Annotated in this window: 18 protein-coding genes and 1 pseudogene; 8 read left to right on the plus strand and 11 right to left on the minus strand. The window is 71.7% G+C overall.

Going from position 1 to position 21,945, the window contains the following annotated elements:
• Window positions 1-324: pseudogene (locus tag QR78_RS34930) on the minus strand (hypothetical protein); the annotation flags it as partial.
• Between the two features lie 225 nt (window positions 325-549).
• On the opposite strand from QR78_RS34930, the gene QR78_RS12595 reads away from it, so the two are divergent.
• From QR78_RS12595 to QR78_RS12610, 4 genes are all read left to right on the plus strand, one after another.
• Window positions 550-1,143 carry an LOG family protein gene (locus tag QR78_RS12595; protein ID WP_048427874.1) on the plus strand — a complete coding sequence of 198 codons (594 nt, stop codon included), beginning with the start codon at window positions 550-552 and terminating at the stop codon, window positions 1,141-1,143.
• 493 nt (window positions 1,144-1,636) lie between these two features.
• Window positions 1,637-3,220: a S8 family serine peptidase gene (locus tag QR78_RS31920; RefSeq protein WP_053220900.1), complete on the plus strand. Its 1,584-nt coding sequence runs from the start codon at window positions 1,637-1,639 to the stop codon at window positions 3,218-3,220.
• A gap of 90 nt (window positions 3,221-3,310) precedes the next feature.
• The gene (locus tag QR78_RS12605) at window positions 3,311-3,697 is read left to right on the plus strand and encodes a hypothetical protein (RefSeq protein WP_048427875.1); all 387 of its coding nucleotides are present in this window, start codon (window positions 3,311-3,313) and stop codon (window positions 3,695-3,697) included.
• Between the two features lie 286 nt (window positions 3,698-3,983).
• The gene (locus tag QR78_RS12610) at window positions 3,984-4,208 is read left to right on the plus strand and encodes a DUF1737 domain-containing protein (protein ID WP_089504290.1); all 225 of its coding nucleotides are present in this window, start codon (window positions 3,984-3,986) and stop codon (window positions 4,206-4,208) included.
• A 23-nt stretch (window positions 4,209-4,231) separates the two neighbouring features.
• On the opposite strand, the gene cysS is transcribed toward QR78_RS12610, so the two are convergent.
• Window positions 4,232-5,611: a cysteine--tRNA ligase gene (gene cysS / locus QR78_RS12615; RefSeq protein ID WP_048427876.1), complete on the minus strand. Its 1,380-nt coding sequence runs from the start codon at window positions 5,609-5,611 to the stop codon at window positions 4,232-4,234.
• A gap of 347 nt (window positions 5,612-5,958) precedes the next feature.
• Here cysS and QR78_RS12620 point away from each other — a divergent pair, with 347 nt between their 5' ends.
• On the plus strand, window positions 5,959-6,273 hold the full coding sequence (locus tag QR78_RS12620) for a hypothetical protein (protein ID WP_048427877.1): 315 nt from the start codon (window positions 5,959-5,961) through the stop codon (window positions 6,271-6,273).
• 292 nt (window positions 6,274-6,565) lie between these two features.
• Window positions 6,566-6,901 carry a hypothetical protein gene (locus QR78_RS12625; protein WP_048427878.1) on the plus strand — a complete coding sequence of 112 codons (336 nt, stop codon included), beginning with the start codon at window positions 6,566-6,568 and terminating at the stop codon, window positions 6,899-6,901.
• 7 nt (window positions 6,902-6,908) lie between these two features.
• On the opposite strand, the gene QR78_RS12630 is transcribed toward QR78_RS12625, so the two are convergent.
• Both QR78_RS12630 and QR78_RS36485 read right to left on the minus strand, forming a co-directional pair.
• Window positions 6,909-7,910 carry an ABC transporter substrate-binding protein gene (locus QR78_RS12630; RefSeq protein ID WP_048427879.1) on the minus strand — a complete coding sequence of 334 codons (1,002 nt, stop codon included), beginning with the start codon at window positions 7,908-7,910 and terminating at the stop codon, window positions 6,909-6,911.
• A gap of 125 nt (window positions 7,911-8,035) precedes the next feature.
• On the minus strand, window positions 8,036-8,305 hold the full coding sequence (locus QR78_RS36485; RefSeq protein ID WP_048427880.1) for a DUF6356 family protein: 270 nt from the start codon (window positions 8,303-8,305) through the stop codon (window positions 8,036-8,038).
• 148 nt (window positions 8,306-8,453) lie between these two features.
• Here QR78_RS36485 and QR78_RS12640 point away from each other — a divergent pair, with 148 nt between their 5' ends.
• Window positions 8,454-8,915, plus strand: coding sequence for an Lrp/AsnC family transcriptional regulator (locus QR78_RS12640; RefSeq protein WP_048427881.1), 462 nt, complete (start codon window positions 8,454-8,456; stop codon window positions 8,913-8,915).
• A gap of 203 nt (window positions 8,916-9,118) precedes the next feature.
• Window positions 9,119-10,582 (plus strand): MDR family MFS transporter, encoded by a 1,464-nt coding sequence (locus tag QR78_RS12645; protein ID WP_048427882.1) that lies wholly within the window; start codon window positions 9,119-9,121, stop codon window positions 10,580-10,582.
• A 15-nt stretch (window positions 10,583-10,597) separates the two neighbouring features.
• Here QR78_RS12645 and QR78_RS12650 read toward each other — a convergent pair whose 3' ends face one another.
• The 7 genes from QR78_RS12650 to lpdA form a co-directional block, all read right to left on the minus strand.
• On the minus strand, window positions 10,598-11,434 hold the full coding sequence (locus QR78_RS12650) for a response regulator (protein WP_125901047.1): 837 nt from the start codon (window positions 11,432-11,434) through the stop codon (window positions 10,598-10,600).
• Between the two features lie 161 nt (window positions 11,435-11,595).
• A complete protein-coding gene (locus QR78_RS12655) occupies window positions 11,596-12,567 on the minus strand; it encodes a tyrosine recombinase XerC (protein WP_048427884.1) in 972 nt (323 codons plus the stop codon).
• Window positions 12,568-12,649: 82 nt separating this feature from the next.
• Window positions 12,650-13,528, minus strand: a complete 879-nt coding sequence (locus QR78_RS12660; protein WP_048427885.1) for an aldose 1-epimerase family protein — start codon at window positions 13,526-13,528, stop codon at window positions 12,650-12,652.
• A gap of 60 nt (window positions 13,529-13,588) precedes the next feature.
• Window positions 13,589-15,265 carry a DEAD/DEAH box helicase gene (locus tag QR78_RS12665; protein ID WP_048427886.1) on the minus strand — a complete coding sequence of 559 codons (1,677 nt, stop codon included), beginning with the start codon at window positions 15,263-15,265 and terminating at the stop codon, window positions 13,589-13,591.
• 432 nt (window positions 15,266-15,697) lie between these two features.
• On the minus strand, window positions 15,698-19,558 hold the full coding sequence (locus QR78_RS12670; protein WP_048427887.1) for an ATP-binding protein: 3,861 nt from the start codon (window positions 19,556-19,558) through the stop codon (window positions 15,698-15,700).
• A gap of 118 nt (window positions 19,559-19,676) precedes the next feature.
• Complete coding sequence (locus tag QR78_RS12675; protein ID WP_048427888.1) at window positions 19,677-20,219, minus strand: gluconokinase; 543 nt, start codon at window positions 20,217-20,219, stop codon at window positions 19,677-19,679.
• A gap of 271 nt (window positions 20,220-20,490) precedes the next feature.
• Window positions 20,491-21,894 (minus strand): dihydrolipoyl dehydrogenase, encoded by a 1,404-nt coding sequence (gene lpdA / locus QR78_RS12680; RefSeq protein ID WP_048427889.1) that lies wholly within the window; start codon window positions 21,892-21,894, stop codon window positions 20,491-20,493.
• Between the last annotated feature and the right edge of the window lie 51 nt (window positions 21,895-21,945).

Consider the following 21,945-nt stretch of genomic DNA (forward strand, 5'->3'; position numbering starts at 1 on the left):
GGTCCGGCCGGCGACGACGCTCGACCCGTCGGGCTCGACCCGCACGATGTCGAAGGCGGGGGTGCCCTCCGGCGCGGCGGGCGCGGGAGCGGCCGGCACGGGGGCGACGGGGGCAGAGATAGCGGGAGAAGGGGCCGGCAGCGCCGCGACCGGCGCGAGCGTCGAGACCGGCGGCTCCGCGTCGGGCGAGACCAGCGAGAACAGGCGCGTGCCGCTCGCCGCGACGCCGATCAGCACGAACCCCGCCACGAGGCCGACGGCCCCGAGGACGAGGCCGCGCCGCAGCTCGGTCGTCGGCCGTCCGCTGGTCCTTCCGCTGGTCATGGCGCGATACTCCCGGTCACGCATCCTCCCCGCCGACGGCGCTCCGGGGACCCCGGACCCCCGCGCGACCTTTCGCCGTCCGGTCGACATGCCGGCGCCATCGACCCCATAGTAACAGGAGAGGCCGGGCGAGACCACGCGGCGGGCCGGTCCGGCCGGAAACTTGCGTGGGACGCGACGGCGTAGGGACGGCCGGAGAGCGGCCCAGAACGGTGCGGAGACTCGATGCGGACGGTTTGCGTGTATTGCGGCTCGGGGTTCGGCACCGATCCGGTCTTCGAGGCAGCGGCCCGGGCGCTGGGGCGCCACCTGGCGGAGGCCGGCATCGCGCTGGTCTATGGCGGCGGCAATGTCGGGCTGATGGGCACGGTGGCGCGGGCGGTGCTCGACCATGGCGGCCACGTCACCGGCATCATCCCGGACTTCCTGAAGTCGCGCGAGCGGATGCTCGACGACGTGCAGGAGACCATCGTGGTCTCCGACATGCACACCCGCAAGAAGCTGATGTTCGACCGCTCGGACGCCTTCGTGGCGATGCCCGGCGGCATCGGCACCCTGGAGGAGCTGGTCGAGCAGATGACCTGGTCGCAGCTCGGCCAGCACGCCAAGCCGATCCTGCTGCTCTCGGTGGCCGACTTCTGGGCGCCGTTCCTCGGCCTCCTCGACCACATGCGCCGCACCGGCTTCATCCGCGAGGGGCTGGACCTCAGCTACCTCGTCGCCGAGGCGCCCGAGCAGGTGGTGCCGATGCTGACCGCCGCGGTCGGCCGGACGGAGCCGCGGCCGGAGGCCGAGGCGCTGATCGAGGAGAAATTCTGAGGCGGGATCCCGGCCGCCGCCGCGGCCGGAGCCGGGCGATGGTCCGGCGTTCGACGTCCTGCCCCTTGCGCGCCGGATACCGGCGCGGAACTCTTGCCGGAGGAGGAGCCCGGGGTCGCTGTCCCGGGCTTTCGCCGGCGTCCGCTGGTGACGGATCGCCCGCCGCGGATGAAGGGGACATCCATCCGCCGACGATACCCTGCCCGCGGCTTTCCGTATCGGCATCGCCGGTCATGCCGTGTACGGTCGCGCGTTCGAGTCAAACTAGATCGATCGTCTGTCGATAGTGGCGATACGATAGAATATACAGCTGAAAATTAGATCTATACGAATATTCGCCCAACGAGCATTCGGCGTCGTTGCTATTGATCCATTCATACGGAAAACAGTTTTCCGGTGCCGCCGATTCTTGACTCGACGTCGCAAGGAAATACAATCATAAAAAGCCCGCGAAATCCGCAAGTCTGTGCCGGTTGCGCGGGGGAGAAGACCATTGATAAGAGATTCCGACCGTCGCGCCTACGTCAGGGAGCAAATCGAGTTCATCCGTCGCAGCAGTGACGAGGACGTCCACGAGGTCATCATCAAGGCGGGCCTGCCCGAGAGCAACGACCAGCTGCTCGTGACCACGGTCGCGCGGGCGCTCCAACGGCGCAGCCTGTCGACCTCGCCCCGGGATGTTCTGCCGATCCGCCGGGAATTGCTGGAGGAGGCGTCGAAACGCGACGTCCCGAAAGGGCGGCGGACTCTTGCCGCGCTGAAGCGCTCCCACCTGGAGGACCAGAGCCTCGCGGCGCAGGTGGCCCGCCGCACCGAGCGCCCGCAAGCCTTGCGCAACCTGCGGGAACATACCCTCGCCGCCATGCGCCCGCTGATGCAGTCCGCGGTCATCCAGGACAGCCTGGCCACCGAGGCCGGCCGGCGGCGCAGGCCGGCGGATCCGCAGCCGCGGGCGTTCTGGACGTCCGGCAGCTTCCTGGTCCGCATGAAGGACAAGGAACTGCCGAAGCTGATCGACGCCGACGCCGCCGACGGCATCGAAGGCGTGTACCTCAACCGCAAGCTCCTGGTGCCGCCGATGGTGACGCCCAAGCAGTTGCCGCAATCGGTGGAGGACAACAAGGTCAGTGCCTGGGGCATCCGCATGATCGGCGCCCTCGCGGTCTGGGGGGCGTTCGGGTGCCGCGGCCGGGGCATCAAGGTCGGCCTCCTGGATACGGGCGTCGATGCCACCCATCCGGATCTGGTCGGCAAGATCGCCGCCTGGGCCGAGTTCGACGCGAAGGGCGAGCGGGTTCTCAAATCGACGACCCCCCACGATCCCGACGGCCACGGAACGCATTGTGCGGGCACGATCGTCGGCGGCAACGCGAGCGGCCGGTGGATCGGCGTGGCGCCGGAGGCCGAGATCGCCGCGGCCCTGGTCATCAGCGGCGCGAAGGGCGGCACGGACGCCCAGGTGCTGGCCGGCATCGACTGGGCGATCGACCAGGGCGTCGACGTGATCAACATGTCGCTCGGCGGCCTGATCTGGGGGCCCGACGTACCGAGCACGTATACGAGCGCGATCCTGAACGCGTTGCGGGTCGGCATTCCGGTGGTCACGGCCATCGGCAACGAGGGCAGCCAGACCAGCGGCTCGCCCGGAAACGACCTGTTCGCCTTCGCGGTCGGCGCGACCGACTACCGGAGCTGGGCCGCCGGCTTCAGCGGCGGCCGGACCCAAGTCATCCGCAAGTCTCCGTTCTTCCCGGCGGACAGCCTGCCGCTCGTCTATTCGAAGCCCGACATCTCGGCGCCCGGCGTCGCCGTCCTGTCGGCCGCTCCCAACGGAGACTGGCGCCATCTCAACGGCACGTCGATGGCGGCCCCGCACGTCGCGGGCGCCGTTGCGCTTCTCCTGAGCGCGACCGACATCAAGGACGCCGTCAAACCCCACGAGCGCGCCTTCGTCATCCAGGACCTTCTGACAGGTTCAGCCGAAGAACTCGGCGAGGCAGGGCAGGATCATCGGTTCGGATTCGGCCGACTCGATGTCTTGCGGGCGATCGGATTTGCGAAAGACCTCGGCTATTGACGGGCGGAACCGGACCGTGATTCAAGGTTTGTTCATCGAACGGGAGCAAAACCGTGTGACGCGCGAATTTGTTCTCGACGGAGATCGCACATGCAGATGAATTCCAAGGCGATGCCGATCAGTCTTGGCAAGATCCGCTCGGACGAGTTGCGCGACCACGCCCTGCATTCCGATGGAGAACCGACGACCGTCATCGTCGAAGTCGATCTGCCTGTACCTCAGATTGCGGTGTCGGGCGGCAACCGCATCGGCACCCAACAGGCCCGTTTCAGTATCCTGCCATCCGCCACCTCGAGTTCGACCATGGAAGCGAAGGTCGCGGAGATCCGCCGGGCCCTGACCGACGCGCTCGGCCGGCAGCCGGGCAAGTTCCTGGCCTCGTCCCGGTCCTTCATCCTGGACGCGACGGGGAACGAGCTGAGCCGGATCGCCGCGCTCCCGACCGTGCTGGCCATCTGGCCGAACGTGCGCCGCTAGGGCGGAACCGGTGCGCCCGCCTCGCGGGAGGCGGCACGGCCCTGCGGTGCAAGAGGTGATGTAAGGCTCGGCCATCCGCTCCTCGAGGTGGGAAGGCCGGATCGAGCGAGAACGGGCATCGCTCTCCCGCTTTCCTGCGCCGGTGCGCGACGCCCGCGGCGCCGGGCCTGCTGCATGGGGCGGGAGATCGACCGGGCGGACCGGGGGCGCCTCGCGATGGCGTTGCCGGACGAGCCGCGATAGGGCGAAAAGGTTCCGCCGGATCGCGGATCACGAGGAGCGAACCGTGGACTCGAAGCCCCCGAACGACATGCCGCCCTACCGCCTGGTGACCGGGAAGGACGACGCCCATTTCTGCCGCAGGATCTCGGAGGCGCTGGCGCTCGGTTACCGGCTCCACGGCTCGCCTGCCTGCACCTTCAACGGCACCGACGTGATCGTGGCGCAGGCGGTCGTCTGGCCGTCGGCGATCGCGGCCGACACGCGGGAGGACGCCCCCCCGCGCGCCTGATCGGCCGGCCGGACGGTCGCGGCCTACTGGCCCACCGTCCAGCTCGTCGTCCCGTCCTTGTTGTCCTTCACGGTCACGCCGAGGGCCGTCAGCGCCCCGCGGATCCGGTCGGATTCCGCCCAGTCCTTGCGGGTCCGGGCCTCCTTGCGCTCGGCGATCAGGCGCTCGACCTCGGCCGCGTCGACGCCGGAGGCCGCCACCGCCGCCTGCGCACGGGCGGATTTCGTCTGCCCGAGGAGCCCGAGCAGGCCGGCGCCGGCCTTGAGCGAGGCCGGGTCGGCGAGGCGGTGGACCTCGCCGAGCGCGGCCGGGGTGTTGAGGTCGTCGAGCAGCGGCTGGAGCACGCTGTCGGGAGCGGGCCCGGGCTCCGCGTCGCCGGCGGCCTCGTACCAGCGGTCGAGGGTGCGGCTCGCGTCTTCGAGGCCGCGCAGGGTCCAGTCGATCGGCTGGCGGTAGTGGGTGCGCAGCATGGCGAGGCGCACGACCTCGCCGGGCCAGTCCGCCAGCACCTCGCGCAACGTCACGAAGTTGCCGAGCGACTTCGACATCTTCTCCCCCTCGACCTGCAGGAAGCCGTTGTGGAGCCAGATGTTGGCCATCACCGGCGTGCCGAAGCAGCAGCGGGTCTGCGCCACCTCGTTCTCGTGGTGGGGAAACACCAGGTCGATGCCGCCGGCATGGATGTCGAAGGTCTCGCCGAGATGCTTCCAGGCCATGGCCGAGCACTCGATGTGCCAGCCCGGGCGGCCCGGAACCGCGATCCCGCCGGGCGAGGGCCAGGACGGCTCGCCGGGCTTCGAGGGCTTCCACAGCACGAAGTCGAGGGGCGAGCGCTTGTAGGGCGCCACGTCGACCCGGGCGCCGGCCTCCATCTCGTCGAGGGGCCGGCGCGACAGGGCGCCGTAATCGGGCATCGAGGGCACGTCGAACAGGACGTGGTCCTCGGCCACGTAGGCGTGACCGGCGGTCACGAGCCGGTCGATCAGCGTCGTCATCTCGACGATGTGGTCGGTCGCCCGCGGCTCGATCATCGCGGGCGGGCGGCCCGGCACGTTCACGTCGTCCGGCAGCAGGATGCCGAGGCGGCGGATGTCGTCGTGGAACTGCGCCAGGGTGCCGTCGGTGAGTTCGCGGATGGTGATGCCGCGCTCCGCCGCCCGGGCGTTGATCTTGTCGTCGACGTCCGTGACGTTGCGGGCATACGTGACCGTCTCCGCCCCGTAGAGGTGGCGCAGCAGCCGAAACAGCAGGTCGAAGACGATCAGCGGCCGGGCGTTGCCGATATGGGCCGCGTCGTAGACGGTCGGGCCGCAGGCATACATCCGCACCCGGCCCGAATCGATCGGCCGGAGCGGCTCCTTGGCCCGGGAGAGCGTGTTGTAGAGGCGCAACAGCGAGGCCATGAAACACCTGCGGGAGGAGAGCGGGCCGGGGCGCTGCGGGGCGCGCCGGCCGAGGTTCTAAGTCGTTGCCGGATCGGGCTTCGGGCCCGACCAAACCCCTCCGGGGGCCGCCGCGTGCCGGCGACCGAGGCGGCCGCCTGTTGCACGGGTGAGACGCCCGGACGAGCGGATCCGGGTTAGCCCAATTCCGTGAGCAATTCGAGAAGGCAGACACCGCGGGGGCGAAGCCCCGGACGGACCCTGCGTAATCGTCCCGCTCGCACGATGCGTAGAGAGATTGTTTACCACCCCCGCCCAGTGTCGGGCCGGATCCGGATGCCGACGGCTCCGTTCAGAAGGTTTGCCCCATGCGTCGCACCCTCGCCGTCCTCAGCGCCCTCGGTGTCCTGGCCGCCGCCCTCCCGGCGCACGCCGCATCGCAGACGCCCGGCGTGGAGAAGACCTTCCTGATCCCCTCGAGCGACGGCTACGGCGTCGCCGAGTGCCTGACCACCGGCGGCGAGTGCGGCCAGGTGGTGGCGGATGCCTGGTGCGAGTCGCAGGGCTACGCCAAGTCGGCCTCGTTCGGTATCGCCGCCCAGGACGATTACACCGGCGCGATCGAGGCGGCCCCGGCCGTGAAGGCCTCCGACCGGCCGATCCGGATCACCTGCCGCGACTGATTCCTTTCGGAGAGGCGGGCCAGGCGGGGCACTGAAGGCCGCCGTCGGGACGCGCCGGCATCTCGTCGCCCGCCTCGGCGGACGCATTGCGGCCCGTTCTCTGGAAGCGACGCGGAATACCGATCAGACGATCCTGGGGCATCCGCAGCCCCGGAACGACGTGGTGGCCGCAAGCATCGTCGAGCCGGACATGCGCGTCGTTCGGCACCGCCACGATCCGCTGGCACGCCGCCCGGATCGGCCTATCTCGGACCTCGAAGACCGACGGCCGGGACGGCGGAGGGACCGGGTCATGATCCGAAGCATCGTCATCGTCGCGACCCTGCTGCCGAGCCTGGCGATCGCCGCCCCGCGGGATCGCGTCCCCGTCGGTCCGCTCGTCCCCGGCCTGCCGGGCTACGATTGCCGGCTCTGGACCCCCTTCGACCACGACGTCGTCGGTCCCTATCCGCGCCCCGGCGCCCGGCCGGTGCGGGCCGCGAGCGGCTGGGGCCGCACCGCCTACGGCTACGGCACCGGCGGCGCCTCGGCCTCCGGTGCCGTCGCTTATCCGGTCGGCACCGTGGCCGAGTGCGACCTCGGCGCGACGACCCTCGGACGCGGCGGGCTCGACATCCTGCCGCGCTGAAGGGGCGTCAGGTGCCCGGCTGGCCGTGCACCGCCTTGTAGAAGAACTCCTTCCACTCCTTCGGGCGGTTCTTCAACACGCCCGCCTTCGCCAGGTGGTCGGCCTGCAGCATCGTGCCGTAGGGCGTCGTCGAGAAGACGACGCCCGGCTGCTTCATCATGGCGACGAGCTCGTCAGGCTCGAACTTCTCCTTGGTGGCGGCGAGGTAGATCTCGGCCGCCTTCTTCGGATCGTCACGGATCAGCGCGTTGGCCTCGTCGATCGCGGCGAGGACCGCGGCGGTCGTCTTCGGGTTCTGCTCCATGAACTTGCCGCGGCCGAACACGATGGCGTTGCTCAAGGGTCCGCCGACCACGTCGTAGGAGTTGAGCACGACGTGGATCTTGGGGTCCTTCAGCTCGATCTGCTGGTAGGGCGGCAGCGAGAAGTGGCTGTTGACCTCGCTGGTGCCGCCCAGCAGCGCGCCGACCGCATCGGGATGGCCGAGCTGGATCGTGATCGGGTCGAGCTTGTTGCGGCCGGCCTCGCCGAACTGGCGCTCGGCGGCGATCTGCAGCATCACGGCCTGGGCCGAGACCTTCACGGTCGGAACCGCAATCCGGTCCTTGGCCGAGAAGTCGGCCAGGGTCTTCACCGCCGGGTTGCGGGTGACGAGCATCATCGGCGCGCCGGCGGAGGCCGCGAGCCCCTTGACCTCGCCCCGGGTACGGTCCCAGGCGAGCAGCAGATTGGTGGCGCCGCTGGTGACGAAATCGACGTTGCCGGAGATCAGCGCGTCGACGGAGGCGCCACCGCTCGTCAGCGTGACCCAGCTCACCTTCACGTCGCCGAGGCCGGCCGACGCGACGTGCTTCTCGACCAGGCGCTGCTGCTCGGCCAGCACCATCGGCATGTAGATCAGGCCGGGCTGGCGGGTGAAGCGGACCTCGCCGGTCTCGGCCTGCGCGACGCAGGTGGCGAGGCCGAGCGCGACGGCCAGCGCGCCGACGGCGCGCCTGAGGAACGGCATGAGCGGATGCTCCCTGGTTCCGGCCCCTGTCCGGACGCTCGGGGCCGAGCGTCCGCCGGTGCCGTGTCGGGAGCCAGGGTCCGGAAATGTCCGGGAAACGTCAAGCCACGACGAACGAGGCGTCGTCAGGCCGAGACGGCGGAGCCGGCCTCGGAGCGGTGCTGGGCGGCGCGGGTGCGGTTCGCCACCATGCGGTCGTGCAGCCGCACGATGGTGCGCGAGCCGGTGCTGGTGAAGGCGAAGGGCAGGAGACCGTGGACCAGGCAGGCGAGGCCGCCGGCGATCATCCGCACGCCGAAGCCGGTCGCGACGCCCATATGCTCGAAATAGGTTTCGCCGACGGCGGCGGGATGCTCGGAGAACGACAGCTTCGACATCGGGTTCGACTTCGACATGGGAATCCTCGGGGGCTCGGTTCGGGGGCTCGGAAGGCAGCCCGAGACTCGCATGGGAACCGCGAAGCCGGATTGCGAATTCTACCCCTTTTTCGTAGTTTTGGGCAAACAGGTTGCGCGAGAGCGCGGAAGCTTGAAAGATTTTCGCGTGGACGAGTTCGACCGAAAAATCCTGTTGTGCCTGCAGGAGAACGCGGCCGAATCGCTCGAGGCGATCGCCGCCCGGGTCGGCCTGTCCGCCTCGCCGTGCTGGCGGCGAATCCAGAAGCTCGAGGCGCAAGGGGTGATCCAGCGACGGGTGGCGCTGCTCGATCCCGACCGGATGCGGGTGGGCGTCACGGTGTTCGTCTCGGTGCGCACCAACCGCCACACCGCCGACTGGGCCGAGCGCTTCTGCACCGCCGTCACGAGCATCCCCGAGGTGGTCGAGTTCTACCGCATGAGCGGCGAGACCGATTACCTCCTGCGCATCGTCGTGCCGGACATCGCGGCCTACGACCGGGTCTACAAGCGGTTGATCCAGTCGGTCGACCTGTACGACGTCAGTTCCGCCTTCGCGATGGAGCGGATCAAGTACACGACGGCATTGCCGGTGACTTACGCCGAGTGAGCGGCGGCCGGGCCGGCACTGCGCGGGTCTGGCCTGCGCCCGGCGCCGGTTGCTTTCCGGGTCGATCGGTTTAGCTGCGACGCGCAAGGCACGCCTTGGCCCCTCCCCTGCCGAAGCGCCGCCCAAGAAACCACGACAAGACGCCCCGTCCAAGGCGCCCCATCCAAGACGCCCCGCCGACAAGAGCCCCGGAAAGAGCCAGCATGACGCCCCCCCGGACGACGCGCCGTCCCCTCGTGATCGCCGCCGTGATGGCCGCGATGGCGATGGTGGCGATCGAGGCCACGATCGTCTCGACGGCGATGCCGGGGATCGTCGGCGAGCTCGGCGGGCTGTCGATCTACGCCTGGGTCTTCTCCGGTTTCCTGCTGACCCAGACCGCCGCCACGATCGTGTTCGGCAAGCTCGCCGACATCCACGGGCGCAAGCCCGTGCTGCTCGCCGGCATCGCGGTCTTCCTCGTCGCGTCCTTCCTGTGCGGCCTCGCCTGGTCGATGCCGGCGATGATCGCCTTCCGGCTGATCCAGGGCATCGGCGCGGGCGCGATCCAGCCGGTCTCGCTCACCATCGTGGGCGACCTCTACACCGCGCAGGAGCGCGGGCGGATCCAGGGCTTCCTCGCCAGCGTCTGGGCGGTCTCGGCGGTGGCCGGGCCGCTGGCGGGCGGCTTCATCATCGCGCACGCCTCCTGGTCGTGGATCTTCTGGATCAACCTGCCGGTCGGCGTCGTCGCCTCGGGCCTGTTCCTGGCCTTCCTGCACGAGGGCGAGCGGCGCGAGCGCCGGCCGGTCGACGCGCCGGGCGCCGCCCTGTTCACGCTCACGGTGGCGGCCCTGATGGTCGGGCTGACCGAGGCCGGCGAGGGTCGCTGGTCGATCGTGGGCATCGCCGCCGGGATCGGCGTCGTGGCGGCCCTGCTGCTGGCCGTCCAGGAGCGCCGGGCGCCGGAGCCGGTCATCGCCGTCTCGCTCTGGCGCCGCCGGCCGATCGCCGCCGCCAACGGCGCCTCGCTGCTCGCCGGCATGGCGCTGATCGGGCTCACCACCTTCCTGCCGATGTACGTGCAGGGCGTGCTCGGCCAGACTCCGATCGTCGCCGGCATGGCGCTCACCGTGATGGTGCTCGGCTGGCCGATGGGCGCGACGCTGGCGGCGCGCAACCTGCACCGCTTCGGCCTGCGCCGCATCCTGGTCTGCGGCAGTCTGCTCCTGCCGCTCGGCGCCGTCGCCTTCGTGACGCTGGAGCCCGGCAGCTCGCCGGTGCGGGCCGGCCTCGGCTCGCTGGTGATGGGCTTCGGCATGGGGCTCTTGAGCAACGCCGCCCTGATGCTGATCCAGGAGATCGTGCCCTGGACCCAGCGCGGCAGCGCCACCGCCTCGAACATCTTCTCGCGCAACCTCGGCAGCACGCTCGGCGCCACGGTGTTCGGCGCGGTGCTCAACCACGGCCTGGCGGCGGCGGGCGGTACCGTCACGGCCGACAGCCTGCAGCAGGCGCTGGCGGCGGGCGGCCTGCCGGGGGATGCCGAGACGGTCAGGCTGGTGCTGCAGCACGCCCTGCACCAGACCTTCTGGGCGGTGCTGCTGATCTCCGGGCTCGCCTTCGCCACCGCGCTCCTGGTGCCGCACGTCGCGCTCGGCCGCGCCCGCGAGGTCCCGGCGGAGTGACGCAGCCCGGGCGGCTCAGGCCATCCGGGAGGCGGGCTGGGCCGGCAGGGCCTCGGTGATGGCGTTGAGCAGGTAGGGCCGGCGCAGGCCCAGCACGTGGTAGAGCACCCGGTCGACGTCGCGGGCGAAGAACGGCTTTCTCAGCACGTAGTCGATGCCGAAATGGCGCGAGGCCTGCGCCATGGTGGCGGCGTCGCCCCCGGTCATCAGCACCAGCGGCGTCTCGGGCGCCACCTCGCGGATCTGGCAGGCGAGTTCGAGGCCGCCGCCGCCGCCGCGCAGGCCGAGATCGATGAGCGCAACGTCGCAGGCCGCCTGCCGGGCGAGCTTCAGCGCGTGCGGCGCGCTCTCGATCTCGTCGACGGTGAGGCGGAACCCGCAGGTCGCCAGGATGCGCCGCACCAGGGCCCGGCTCTGCGGGGCGCTGTCGACGAGGAGCAGGCGGGTCGGCTGCCGGCGCCGGGCATGGGCCTGGAGCAGGCCGGCGACGTGGCCCTCGTCGAGGGGCAGGCGCAGGAACTCGTGGGCGTCGAGGTGCTGGGCGACCTCGGTCCAGCGCGGGAAGATCTGCGAGGCGACCAGGATCAGGCAGGGTACGACGTAGCCCTGCGCCTTGAACCGGGCGACGGCCTCCGGGCCGGTCGCGTCCTCGAATTGCAGGCCCACGAAGGCGAGGACCGGACGATGCAGGAGGCAGAATTCGCAGGTCTCGCGGCTCGTCTCCGCCTCGATGATCCGCAGCGAGGGATCGTGCGCCCGGATCAGTTCCACCAGCCTGCCGCGCAGGGCGGGGTCGCGGTCGGCGACGAGGGCCGAGGCCGGTCCGCCGGCGCGGGCATCACTGTGGCTCACCGGCATCGTGCTTCGTCCGCGTGGATGAGGTCCGTCTCGGGGTGGCCCGGACCCGGAGTTTCTCCGAGGCTCGGGCTACCCTGAGGTTATACTCGTAAGGCCGAAAGCTTAGCGGCAGATTACGAGGCGTCCGTCCTCCGGCACCGCGCGACGCCGCCGCCTCACGAGGCGCGGGCCCGTGGATGGGCGGCATCGAACGCCTCGAGCAGGCGGGCGGCGTCGACCTTGGTATAGACCTGTGTCGTCGCCAGGGAGGCGTGACCGAGCAGTTCCTGGATCGCCCGCAGGTCGCCCTGGCGGGCCAGCAGATGGGTGGCGAAGGAATGGCGCAGGGCGTGCGGGGTCGCGCTCTCGGGCAGGCCGAGCGCCCCCCGCATCGAGGCGACCGCGAGTTGCACGATGCGCGGCGAGAGCGGACCGCCCTTGACGCCGACGAAGAGCGGCCCTTCGGGCGGCAGGGCGTAGGGGCACAGGCGCAGATACTCCTCCACCGCGGCCTGGACCTGGGCGATCACCGGCACGCTGCGGGTCTTCTGGCCCTTGCCGACCACCGTCACGGAATCCGCGCCCGCGATCGGCGCGTCGCGACGCGTCAGGCCGAGAGCCTCCGAGATGCGCAGGCCCGAGCCGTAGAGGAGCGCCAGCACGGCGGCGTCCCGGGCCAGCACCCAGGCCGGACGCTCGTCGCCGGCCCGGATGTCGGGGCTCGCCATCGCCACCGCGGCGGCGACGGGGAGCGGGCGGGGCAGGCGCCGCTCGACCTTGGGCGAGCGCACGGCGGCCAGCGCCGCGACGCTGCCATGCCCCTCCCGGTCGAGGTGGCGGGCGAACGAGCGCAGGCCCGCGAGCGCCCGCATCAGGCTGCGCCCGCCGACCCCCTCCTGGCGCCGCATCGCCATGAAGGCGCGCACGTCGCGCGGCTTCAGGCGGATCAGGGCCGGGATGTCGGGATTGGCGCCCTGGCGGACGAGATGGGCCAGGAACTGGCGCAGGTCGCGCCGGTAGGCCTCGACGGTGTTGGGCGACAGCCGCCGCTCCGAGACCAGTCCGTCGAGCCAGGCGATCGCCGCCGCCCGCACGTCGGGCGCGCCGGGCAGGAGCAGGTCGGCGGGCTCGGAGGTGGATTCGGTCATCGGGGCCGGGCTCTCCGCTCGTGGGGTCGAGCCCGCGAGTAGGCCCGATCCTGGTTGACGGCGGGTTGACGGGCGGGCCCGGTCAGGCCGGGGTGAAGCGCAGGGTCACGCCGTGGCGGGCGCTCGCCCCGGGGGCCAACAGGCGCTGCGAATCGCGCTCCGCCAGCTCGCCGGAAAAGCCCATCCAATCGGCGTGGCCGGTCCAGCATTCGAGGGAGAGGAACGGCGCGGTCGGCTTCGTCCACACCGCCAGGTGGGGGAAGTCCTCGGCTTCGAGCGCGATGACGGCTCCCGACGGGGCGGTGAAGCGCATCGTCCGGCTGCGGGCGTTCAGGAATACCAGCGCCTCGGTGAACAGCTCGGGATCGAGGGGCAGGGTGTCGCCGTCGAGGGGCAGCGCCCGCTCGGTGCGCACCAGGAGCCCGCCGGGCCCGACCTCCGGTACCGCCGGCCGCTCGGGCACGTCGAAGCGCACCGCGTAGCCGCCTGCGGCCGCGCGTTCGCCGCCGGCGAAGGGCCACGGAAAGGCCGGGTGGAAGCCGAGGCCGTAGGGCAGCGGATCGGAGCCGGGATTGTGGACCTCGCACGCGAAGGCGAGCGCGCCGTCGGTCACCGTGGCGGTGATGTCGAGCCGGAAGGCGAACGGGTAGTGCGTCCGGGATTCCGGGGTATCGGCGAGGCGCAGCGTGACGCTGTCCTCGGCCTGCGTCACCACGCCGAAGCGGCTGTCGCGGGCAAAGCCGTGCTGGGCCATCGGATAGGCGCGGCCCGCGACCGTGACGGCGGCGCCCGCGGAGGCGCCGACGACCGGGAAGAGCCAGGGCGCATGGCGGTTCCAGTGCGCCGGATCGCCCCCCCACAGGTACTCGGTGCCGGCGATCCGCCAGGAGACCGGCTCGGCGCCGGTGAGGGCGAGGCGGGCCATGGTGTCGCGGTGGCGGATCTCGACGGTGTCGGTCATCGGGGCCTCGTATCTGACGAGACCCCTGTTACCGGCTCGATGCCGATCCGGGAATGGCCGTCAGCCGCGCCGGGCGGTGTTGCGCCGGGGCTGGCGCGGGCGCGGCGGGACATCGGCCTCGCCGCCCGCCAGGGCCTCGACCTGGAGGTCGGCCGGGCCGGTGCGCGGGAAGGTGTGGGCGAAGCGCTCGGCGGCGCCGCCACGGACCTCGAACTTGGTCTCGCGGTCGAAGATGCGGATCGCGCCGATCTCCTCGCGGGTCACGTCGCCGCGGCGGCACAGCATCGGCAGCAGGCGGCGCGGGTCGGCGTTGTCGCGCCGGCCGACATTGAGGCGGAACCACACGCTCGACCCGAACGGCGCCCGCGGCCCGTCCCGCGTCGTCGTCTCGCGCCTGGCCGCCGTGGTGCCGCGGCCGGTGGCGAAGCCCGGATCGGTGACCTCCTCCGGCGAGGGCATGCGGGCGCGGTAGGCCCGCACCAGGGCGGCGGCGATGTCCTCGGCCGAGCGCTGCGCGAGCAGCGACTGGGCCATGGCGCGGTCCTCGTCGCTGACCTCGTCGGTGACCAGCGGGTCCTGAAGCAGGCGCTCGTGGTCGAGGGCGCGGATCTCGTCGGCCGGCGGCGGGCCGGACCAGACCGGCACGACGTTCGCCCGCACCATCAGCTCCTCGGCCCGGCGGCGGCGGGACGGCGGCACCAGCAGCACGCTGATGCCCTTGCGCCCGGCCCGGCCGGTGCGGCCGGAACGGTGCTGCATCACCTCCGCGTCGTTGGGCAGCTCGGCGTGGATGACGAGGCCCAGGCCCGGCAGGTCGATGCCGCGGGCGGCGACGTCGGTGGCGACGCAGACCCGGGCGCGGCCGTCGCGCAGGGCCTGGAGGGCGGCGTTGCGCTCGCCCTGGCCGAGCTCGCCCGAGAGCGCCACGGCCTGGAAGCCGCGCTCGGTCAGCACCGCCTGGAGGTGGCGCACCGAGTTGCGGGTGTTGCAGAAGACGATCGCGGTCCGCGCCTCGATCTGGCGCAGGGTGTTGACGACGACGAGCTCGGTCTCCCGCGGCAGGATGCGGAAGGCGCGGTACTCGATGTCGGCATGCGCCTTGGTCTCGCCGGCGACCGCGATGCGCATCGCGTCGCGCTGGTAGGACTCGGCGAGCGCCACGATGGCCTTCGGCAGGGTGGCGGAGAACAGCAGCGTGCGCCGCTCGGCCGGGGTGGCGCCGAGGATGAATTCCAGGTCCTCGCGGAAGCCGAGATCGAGCATCTCGTCGGCCTCGTCGAGCACCGCGGCGCGCAGCGCCGACGGGTCGAGGTTGCGCCGCTCGAGGTGGTCGCGCAGGCGGCCCGGGGTGCCGACCACGATGTGGGCGCCATCGGCGAGCCAGCGGCTCTCGCGCCGCGGGTCCATGCCGCCGACGCAGGAGACGACGCGGGCGCCGGCCGGGCCGTAGAGCCAGGACAATTCGCGATGGACCTGGAGCGCGAGCTCGCGGGTCGGCGCGATCACTAGCGCGAGCGGGGCGCCGGGCGCGGGCAGCATCTCGGCATCGCCCAGCAGCGTCCGGGCGAGCGCGAGGCCGTAGGCGACGGTCTTGCCGGAGCCGGTCTGGGCCGAGACGACGAGGTCGCGGCCTTCCGTCTCGGGCTCGAGGACGGCGGCCTGGACCGGCGTCGGGTCTTCGTAGCCGCGGTCGGCGAGGGCCTTGGCGAGGGGGGCGGGCAGAGCAGGAAACGGCACGTGGATTCGATCCCGGGTAGAGGCGACGCGCGGGGATCGAATCGGCTCCGGAGGCGCCAGGCTTGGTAGCACATGGCCTCGACAGAGGGCCGGCCGCGGCTTGCGGCGGGCGCTCGCGGCGCGCGGGGAATCCCTACGGTCTTTTCGTGGAGGAGCGAGCTGTTACAGGGGTTCGGGTCCGAGGTCCACCCCGGGGGCCTTGCCGGCGCGCCATCGCATGGCTGAGACGGCGTCCGGCGCATGGGCGGCGAGGCATCGGGCGACGGCGAGCGAGACGGACCGGCCTCGTCGATCGCGCAGTCCAAGAAGAGGCACGAAATCCCCCGCCCCTCCCCCCATAGGGGAGGGGGATCCTACGCCTCCTCGCCGGAACTCTACGGAATCCTCGGTGGATCGCGCGGCGCGCCTTCGCCCGTGCCACCGACGAGAGTCTCACCCCTCGATCATCGCCCGGATGCGCTGGGCCAGGAGGTCGATCGGGAAGGGCTTGGTGATCATCTGCATGCCCGGCGCCAGGAACCCCGCCATGGCGGCGTTCTCGGCGTAGCCGGTGATGAACAGCACCTTGAGGTCGGGGCGGTGCTCGCGGGCGGCATCGGCGAGCTGGCGGCCGTTGAGGCCCGGCAGCCCGACATCGGTGACGAGCAGATCGACCCGGGCGGCCGCCTGCAGGGCTGCGAGGCCGGCCGGCCCGTCCTCGGCCTCGAGCGCCCGGTAGCCGAGGTCGCGCAGCACGTCGACGATGAGGCTGCGCACCGCCGGTTCGTCCTCCACCACCAGCACGGTCTCGCCGCTGCCGGCGAGCGGGGGCGCGGCCGAGTCCCGGGACGGGGCCTCGTCCTCGGCGGGCGGGCCGGCCCGGAGGGGGTGGTCCTCACGGAGGCGAGGATCATGGCGCGGCAGGAAGAGTGCCACGGTGGTGCCGCGGCCGACCTCCGAGGCGATGACCGCGTGGCCGCCGGACTGGCGGGCGAAGCCGTAGATCATCGACAGGCCGAGACCCGTGCCCTGGCCGATGGGCTTCGTCGTGAAGAACGGGTCGAAGGCGCGGCGCACCACCTCGGGCGGCATGCCGGTGCCGGTATCGGTCACGGCGAGGCGGATGTAGGGGCCCGGCTCCATGCCGGCATGGGCCGCCGCGAAGATGCCGTCGAGCTCGACGTTGCGGGTGTCGATGGCGAGCCGCCCGCCGTCGGGCATCGCGTCGCGGGCGTTGATCGCGAGGTTGAGGAGCGCGCTCTCGAGCTGGTTGGCGTCGCACAGCGTCGGCCACAGCCCGTCGGCGAGGCGGGTCTCGAGGGTGACGGTCTCGCCGAGCGTCCGGCGGATCAGGTCTTCCAGGGAGACGACCAGGGCGTTGGCATCCACCGGGCGCGGATCGAGGGGCTGGCGCCGGGCGAAAGCCAGCAGCCGGTGGGTCAGCGCGGCGGCACGCTGGGCCGAGGCGAGCGCGGTGGCGATGTAGCGCTCGGCGACGTCGGTGCGCCCCTGCGCCAGCCGGGTCGAGAGCAGGTCGAGGGAGCCGACGATGCCGGTGAGCAGGTTGTTGAAGTCGTGGGCGATGCCCCCCGTCAGCTGGCCCACCGCCTCCATCTTCTGGGCCTGGCGGAAGGCATCCTCCAGTTCGCGCTGCTCGGTGACGTCGCGCCCGACGGCGTGGAGGTGCTCCTCGCCCGGCGCCGCGGTCCAGGACAGGGTACGGTAGGAGCCGTCGGCGTGGCGGTAGCGGTTCTCGAACAGCCGCGTCGTCTGCCCGCTTTCCAGGCGTTGCGCCTCCGCGGCGGTGCGCGCCCGGTCCTCGGGATGGACGAGATCGAGGAAGGAGCGACCGACCACCGCCTCGGCCTCCCAGCCGAGCACCGTGCGCCAAGCCGGGTTGACGGCGGTGACGGTGCCGTCGAAGCGCGCGACGAGCATCACGTCCTTCGACAGGCGCCACATCCGGTCGCGCTCGCGGGTGCGCTCGGCGACCTCGGCCTCCAGGGTCTCGTTGACCCGCCGCAGGGCGTCCGCGGCCTCGCGCTGGACCCGGGCGAGGCGCAGGTTGGTCTCGACCCGGGCCAGCAGCTCGCGGGACGAGAACGGCTTGACGAGGTAGTCGTCGGCCCCCGCGCCCAGGCCCTCGATCCGCGCCTCCTCGCCGGCCCGGGCCGAGAGCAGAATCACCGGGATGCCCCGCAAACCCGGATCGGCCCGGAGTGCGGCGAGCAGCCCGAACCCGTCGAGGCCCGGCATCATCACGTCGGAGAGAACGAGATCGGGCGCGTGGCGGCGGGCCGCGCTCAGCGCCGCGTGCCCGTCGCCCACCGCCTCGACCGCATGGCCGGCATCCCCGAGGAGGCGCCGGACATAGGCGCGCATGTCGGTGTTGTCGTCGGCGAGCAGCACCCGGCCGGTCAGGCCGGGCACGGCCGGGCGCGGCGCCGCATCGAGATCGGGTCCGGTCTCGTCACCGAGCCAGCGCGTCGCCTCCTCCACGAAGACGTGCGAGCGGGTGGCGGTCGAGGCGGCGACCCGGACGGCCCGCACCCGGTCCGGCGGGAGATGGGCGGAGCCGAGCGGCAGGCTCACCGTGAAGGTGCTGCCCTCCCCCGGACGGCTCTCGACCCCGACCGTGCCGCCATGCAGCCGGACGAGCTCCTGCACCAGGGCGAGGCCGATGCCGGACCCCTCGACGCTGCGCCCCTGTGCGCCCTCGACCCGGTGGAACCGCTCGAACAGCCGCGGCAGCTCGGTCTCCGGGATGCCGAGGCCGGTATCCGCCACGGTCAGCAGAGCCCGCCCGCCCTCCGCCCGCAGCCGCACGGCGATGCGGCCTTGAAGCGTGAACTTGAAGGCGTTGGAGACGAGGTTGAGGACGACCTTCTCCCACATCTCCGGGTCGACGAAGGCCGGCTCGGCCGCGGGCGGCCCCGGCAGGTCCGGGCAATCGACGTCGAGGACGAGGCCGGCCTTGTCGGTGGCCGAGCGGAAGCTCGAGGCGAGGTCCGCGGTCAGCCGGGCGAGGTCGAGGGGCTCGAAGGCGGCCTGGGCGCGGCCGGCCTCGATACGCGAGAAGTCGAGGAGCGCGTTGACGAGCTTGAGGAGACGCTGGCCGTTGCGGTGGGCCAGCGCCACCAGCCGGCGGGTGTCCGGGTCGAGGGTCGCGGGCGCGGAATCCAGGACCTCGCTCAGCGGCCCGAGCATCAGGGTGAGCGGCGTGCGGAACTCGTGGCTGACGTTGGAGAAGAACTCGGTCTTCTGCCGGTCGAGCGCGGCGAAGGCCTCGGCGCGCCGCCGCTCGGCCTCGTAGGCGGTGGCGGTGGCGAGCCCCGTGGCGATCTGGCCGACGAACAGCGCGAGGAAGCCGCGATAGGCCTCGTCGAGGGGCCGGCAGGGGTTGAGCCCGGCGAGGAACACCCCGGCCGGGCGGCTCTGCCCCTGCCGGGCGATGGGCAGCACCAGGGCGTGGGTCGGGGCCCGGTTCCAGGAACCGGCCGGCCAGCCGGCGAAGAGGGGACCGAGCGCGGCGACCGGCACCGGTTCCCCGCCGGTGCGATCGAGGAGCGCCAGCGCCGCCTCCGCGGCTTCGTCGGCCCGCGCGACCGCCGGATGCTCCGGCCCGAGGCCCATCCGGGCGAGGAGGGCCGGCCCCGACGTCCCGTCGCCGGCGAGATAGGCGAGCGCCACCGGCAGGTCGCGGGTGACCTCGCCCGTCCCGTCGTCTCCCAGGCAGCCGGAGGCGACGGCGCCGACCTGCGGCACGGTGCGGGCCGCCGCCATGCCGGCGCCGAGATCGCGCAGGGCACGCAGGCGCCGCTCGCCGATGACGCGCTCGGTCTCCTCGGAGACGACGCAGAGCATGCCGGTGACGGCGCCGGAATCGTCGGCGAGCGGACTGTACGAGAAGGTGTGATAGCTTTCCTCGGTGAAGCCGCGCCGTTCGAGGAACAGCAGCAGGTCCTCGTCCCAGGTCGCCTGGCCGGTGCTCAGCACCTGGGCGATGCGGGGTCCGATATCGGGCCAGATCTCGGCCCAGACCACGTCCGATCGTGCGCCGAGGGCCCAGGCTTCCTTGACGCCGAGGGTGGGCTTGTAGGCGTCGTTGCAGAAGAAGGTCAGTTCCGGGCCCCACGCCATCCACATGGCGAAGCGGGAGCCGAGCATGATCCGCACCGCCGTGGTCAGCGAGGGCGGCCAGCCCGAGACCGGCCCGAGCGGGGTCGCCGCCCAGTCGCGGGCGCGCAGGCGCGCGCCCATCTCGCCCCCGCCGGGGAAAGGTGTGTCGTGCGAGGGGTCCGCATTACCGGGCATGGGTATTGTCCAGCATGCCCTGGCGATGGCACGGGCACCCCGCACTGTCAAAAACCAGACGTGAAGGAATCCTGATCCCGATTGCTCGATGATAAGATTTCCGCTCGAATTCTTTCGGTCAGGCGCCCGGCGTCGGGCCTCTCAGGGTCCCGACGATCTCGGCGACGATCGCCTGCGGGGTGGCACCGACCGAGACCACCAGGGGGTTCTCGTCGGGCACCGGCTCTTCGAGCGTGCGGAACTGGCTGTCGAGCAGGCTCGTGGGCATGAAGTGGCCGTGGCGGGCGGCCATGCGCCGGCCGATCAGCTCCCGGTCGCCCTTGAGGTAGACGAGGCGCACATCCGGCCGTCCGCCCACCAGCACGTCGCGATAGGCCCGCTTGAGGCCCGAGCAGGTCACGACCCCATGCCGCCCTTCCGCCCGAACCTTGTCGATCCAGGCCGCGATCGCGGCGAGCCAGGGCCAGCGGTCCTCGTCGGTGAGCGGCGAGCCGGACTGCATCTTCTCGACATTGGCGGCGGGGTGGAAATCGTCCCCGTCCTCGAACTCCCAGCCGAGCCGGCCGGCGAGCAGGCTCGCCACCGTGGTCTTGCCGGAGCCGGAGACGCCCATCACCACGACGACGGACGGGGAAGTCGCGTGTCTTGCCGCATCGTCCATCGTGGCATGTCCTCCGGCTTTTCTTTGGTAGTCTGGAACAGACGATACCGATCCTGCCGCCCAACCCTCCCCCCTTTGCGGGGGAGGGTGGCCCCTGCGTCAGCAGGGGCCGGGAGAGGGGCAGCGCGACGCTTCAGGACAAGGCGCACGTCATCGAGGTCGTGACCTCTCCGGAAGCGTGGCTCCCCTCTCCCGGCTCGCTTCGTTCGCTACCCTCCCCCGCAGAGGGGGGAGAGTTCACCCGCGCGAGCCTCCGAGAGGAAGCCCATGCTCACATGTGCAGCGCGCGCTTCTCCACCGCCAGCGCGGCTTCCTTCACCGCCTCGGTCAGGGTCGGATGGGCGTGGCAGGTGCGGGCGATGTCCTCGGACGAAGCACCGAACTCCATCGCCACCGCGACCTCCATGATGAGGTTGCCGGCATCGGGCCCGACGATGTGGACGCCGAGCACCCGGTCGGTCGACGCGTCGGCCAGCACCTTCACGAAGCCGTCGGTGGTGTGGTTCACCTTGGCGCGACCGTTGGCGGTGAACGGGAACTTGCCGATGTTGTAGGCGATCCCGTCCTTCTTCAGCTCCTCCTCGGACTTGCCGACCGAGGCGACCTCCGGCGTGGTGTAGACCACGTTCGGGATCACGCCGTAATTCACGTGGCCGGCCTTGCCGGCCAGGATCTCCGCCACCGCGACGCCCTCGTCCTCGGCCTTGTGGGCGAGCATCGGGCCGGCGATCACGTCGCCGATGGCGTAGATGCCGGTGACGTTGGTGGCGTAGCGGTCGTCGGTCTGGATCCGGCCCTTGTTGTCGAGCTGGACGCCGACCGTGTCGAGGCCGAGGCCGGCGGTGTAGGGCGTCCGGCCGATGGCGACGAGCACGACGTCGGCCTCCAGCACCTCCGCGGCGCCGCCCGCGGCCGGCTCGACCGTGACCTTGGCGCCCTCACCGGTGCGCTCGACGCCGGTGACCTTCTGCGACAGGCGGAACGTGATGCCCTGCTTGGCGAGGATGCGCTGGAACTGCTTGCCGACCTCGCCGTCCATGCCCGGCAGGATCCGGTCGAGATACTCGACGACGGTCACCTCGGCGCCCAGACGCCGCCAGACCGAGCCGAGTTCGAGGCCGATGACGCCGGCGCCGATGACGACGAGCTTGCCCGGGACCTTGGTCAGGTCGAGGGCGCCGGTCGAGGAGACTACGACCTCCTCGTCGATGGTGACGCCCGGCAGGTTGGCGACATCCGAGCCCGTCGCGATCACGACGTTCTTGGCCTCGAGGATCTGGTTGCCGCCGTCCTCCGACTTGACCTCGACCCGGCCGGCGCCGGCGAGCCGCCCGGTGCCCTGGAAGGCGTCGATGCCGTTCTTCTTGAGCAGGAACGCGACGCCCTTGGTGTTGCCGTCGACGCCGTCCTGCTTGAACGCCATCATCTTGGCCAGGTCGAGCTTCGGCTCGCCGACGGTGATGCCCAGCACCGGGAAGTGCTTGGTCGCCTCCTCGAACGCCTCGGAGGCGTGCAGCAGGGCCTTCGAGGGGATGCAGCCGACATTGAGGCAGGTGCCGCCATGGGCCGGGCGCTTCTCGACCACGGCGGTCTTCAGGCCGAGCTGGGCGGCGCGCAGGGCGCAGACGTAGCCGCCGGGGCCGGTGCCGATGACGACGAGATCGTAGGAGGGCATGCGGAACTCGCGAGGTTGGGAGCGGCCGGCCGAAGGAGCGCCGCCGCTGCG

The sequence above is a fragment of the Methylobacterium indicum genome, assembly GCF_001043895.1.
Taxonomy (GTDB): domain Bacteria; phylum Pseudomonadota; class Alphaproteobacteria; order Rhizobiales; family Beijerinckiaceae; genus Methylobacterium; species Methylobacterium indicum.

Excerpts from the sequence above, each read along its gene's own strand:
- QR78_RS12595 (WP_048427874.1), top strand. The coding sequence starts at position 550 with ATGCGGACGGTTTGCGTGTATTGCGGCTCGGGGTTCGGCACCGATCCG.
- QR78_RS36485 (WP_048427880.1), bottom strand. The coding sequence starts at position 8,305 with ATGTCGAAGTCGAACCCGATGTCGAAGCTGTCGTTCTCCGAGCATCCC.
- QR78_RS12655 (WP_048427884.1), bottom strand. The coding sequence starts at position 12,567 with ATGACCGAATCCACCTCCGAGCCCGCCGACCTGCTCCTGCCCGGCGCG.
- QR78_RS12660 (WP_048427885.1), bottom strand. The coding sequence starts at position 13,528 with ATGACCGACACCGTCGAGATCCGCCACCGCGACACCATGGCCCGCCTC.
- QR78_RS12670 (WP_048427887.1), bottom strand. The coding sequence starts at position 19,558 with ATGCCCGGTAATGCGGACCCCTCGCACGACACACCTTTCCCCGGCGGG.
- QR78_RS12620 (WP_048427877.1), top strand. The coding sequence starts at position 5,959 with ATGCGTCGCACCCTCGCCGTCCTCAGCGCCCTCGGTGTCCTGGCCGCC.
- cysS (WP_048427876.1), bottom strand. The coding sequence starts at position 5,611 with ATGGCCTCGCTGTTGCGCCTCTACAACACGCTCTCCCGGGCCAAGGAG.
- QR78_RS12605 (WP_048427875.1), top strand. The coding sequence starts at position 3,311 with ATGCAGATGAATTCCAAGGCGATGCCGATCAGTCTTGGCAAGATCCGC.
- QR78_RS12625 (WP_048427878.1), top strand. The coding sequence starts at position 6,566 with ATGATCCGAAGCATCGTCATCGTCGCGACCCTGCTGCCGAGCCTGGCG.
- QR78_RS12675 (WP_048427888.1), bottom strand. The coding sequence starts at position 20,219 with ATGGACGATGCGGCAAGACACGCGACTTCCCCGTCCGTCGTCGTGGTG.
- QR78_RS12645 (WP_048427882.1), top strand. The coding sequence starts at position 9,119 with ATGACGCCCCCCCGGACGACGCGCCGTCCCCTCGTGATCGCCGCCGTG.
- QR78_RS12630 (WP_048427879.1), bottom strand. The coding sequence starts at position 7,910 with ATGCCGTTCCTCAGGCGCGCCGTCGGCGCGCTGGCCGTCGCGCTCGGC.
- lpdA (WP_048427889.1), bottom strand. The coding sequence starts at position 21,894 with ATGCCCTCCTACGATCTCGTCGTCATCGGCACCGGCCCCGGCGGCTAC.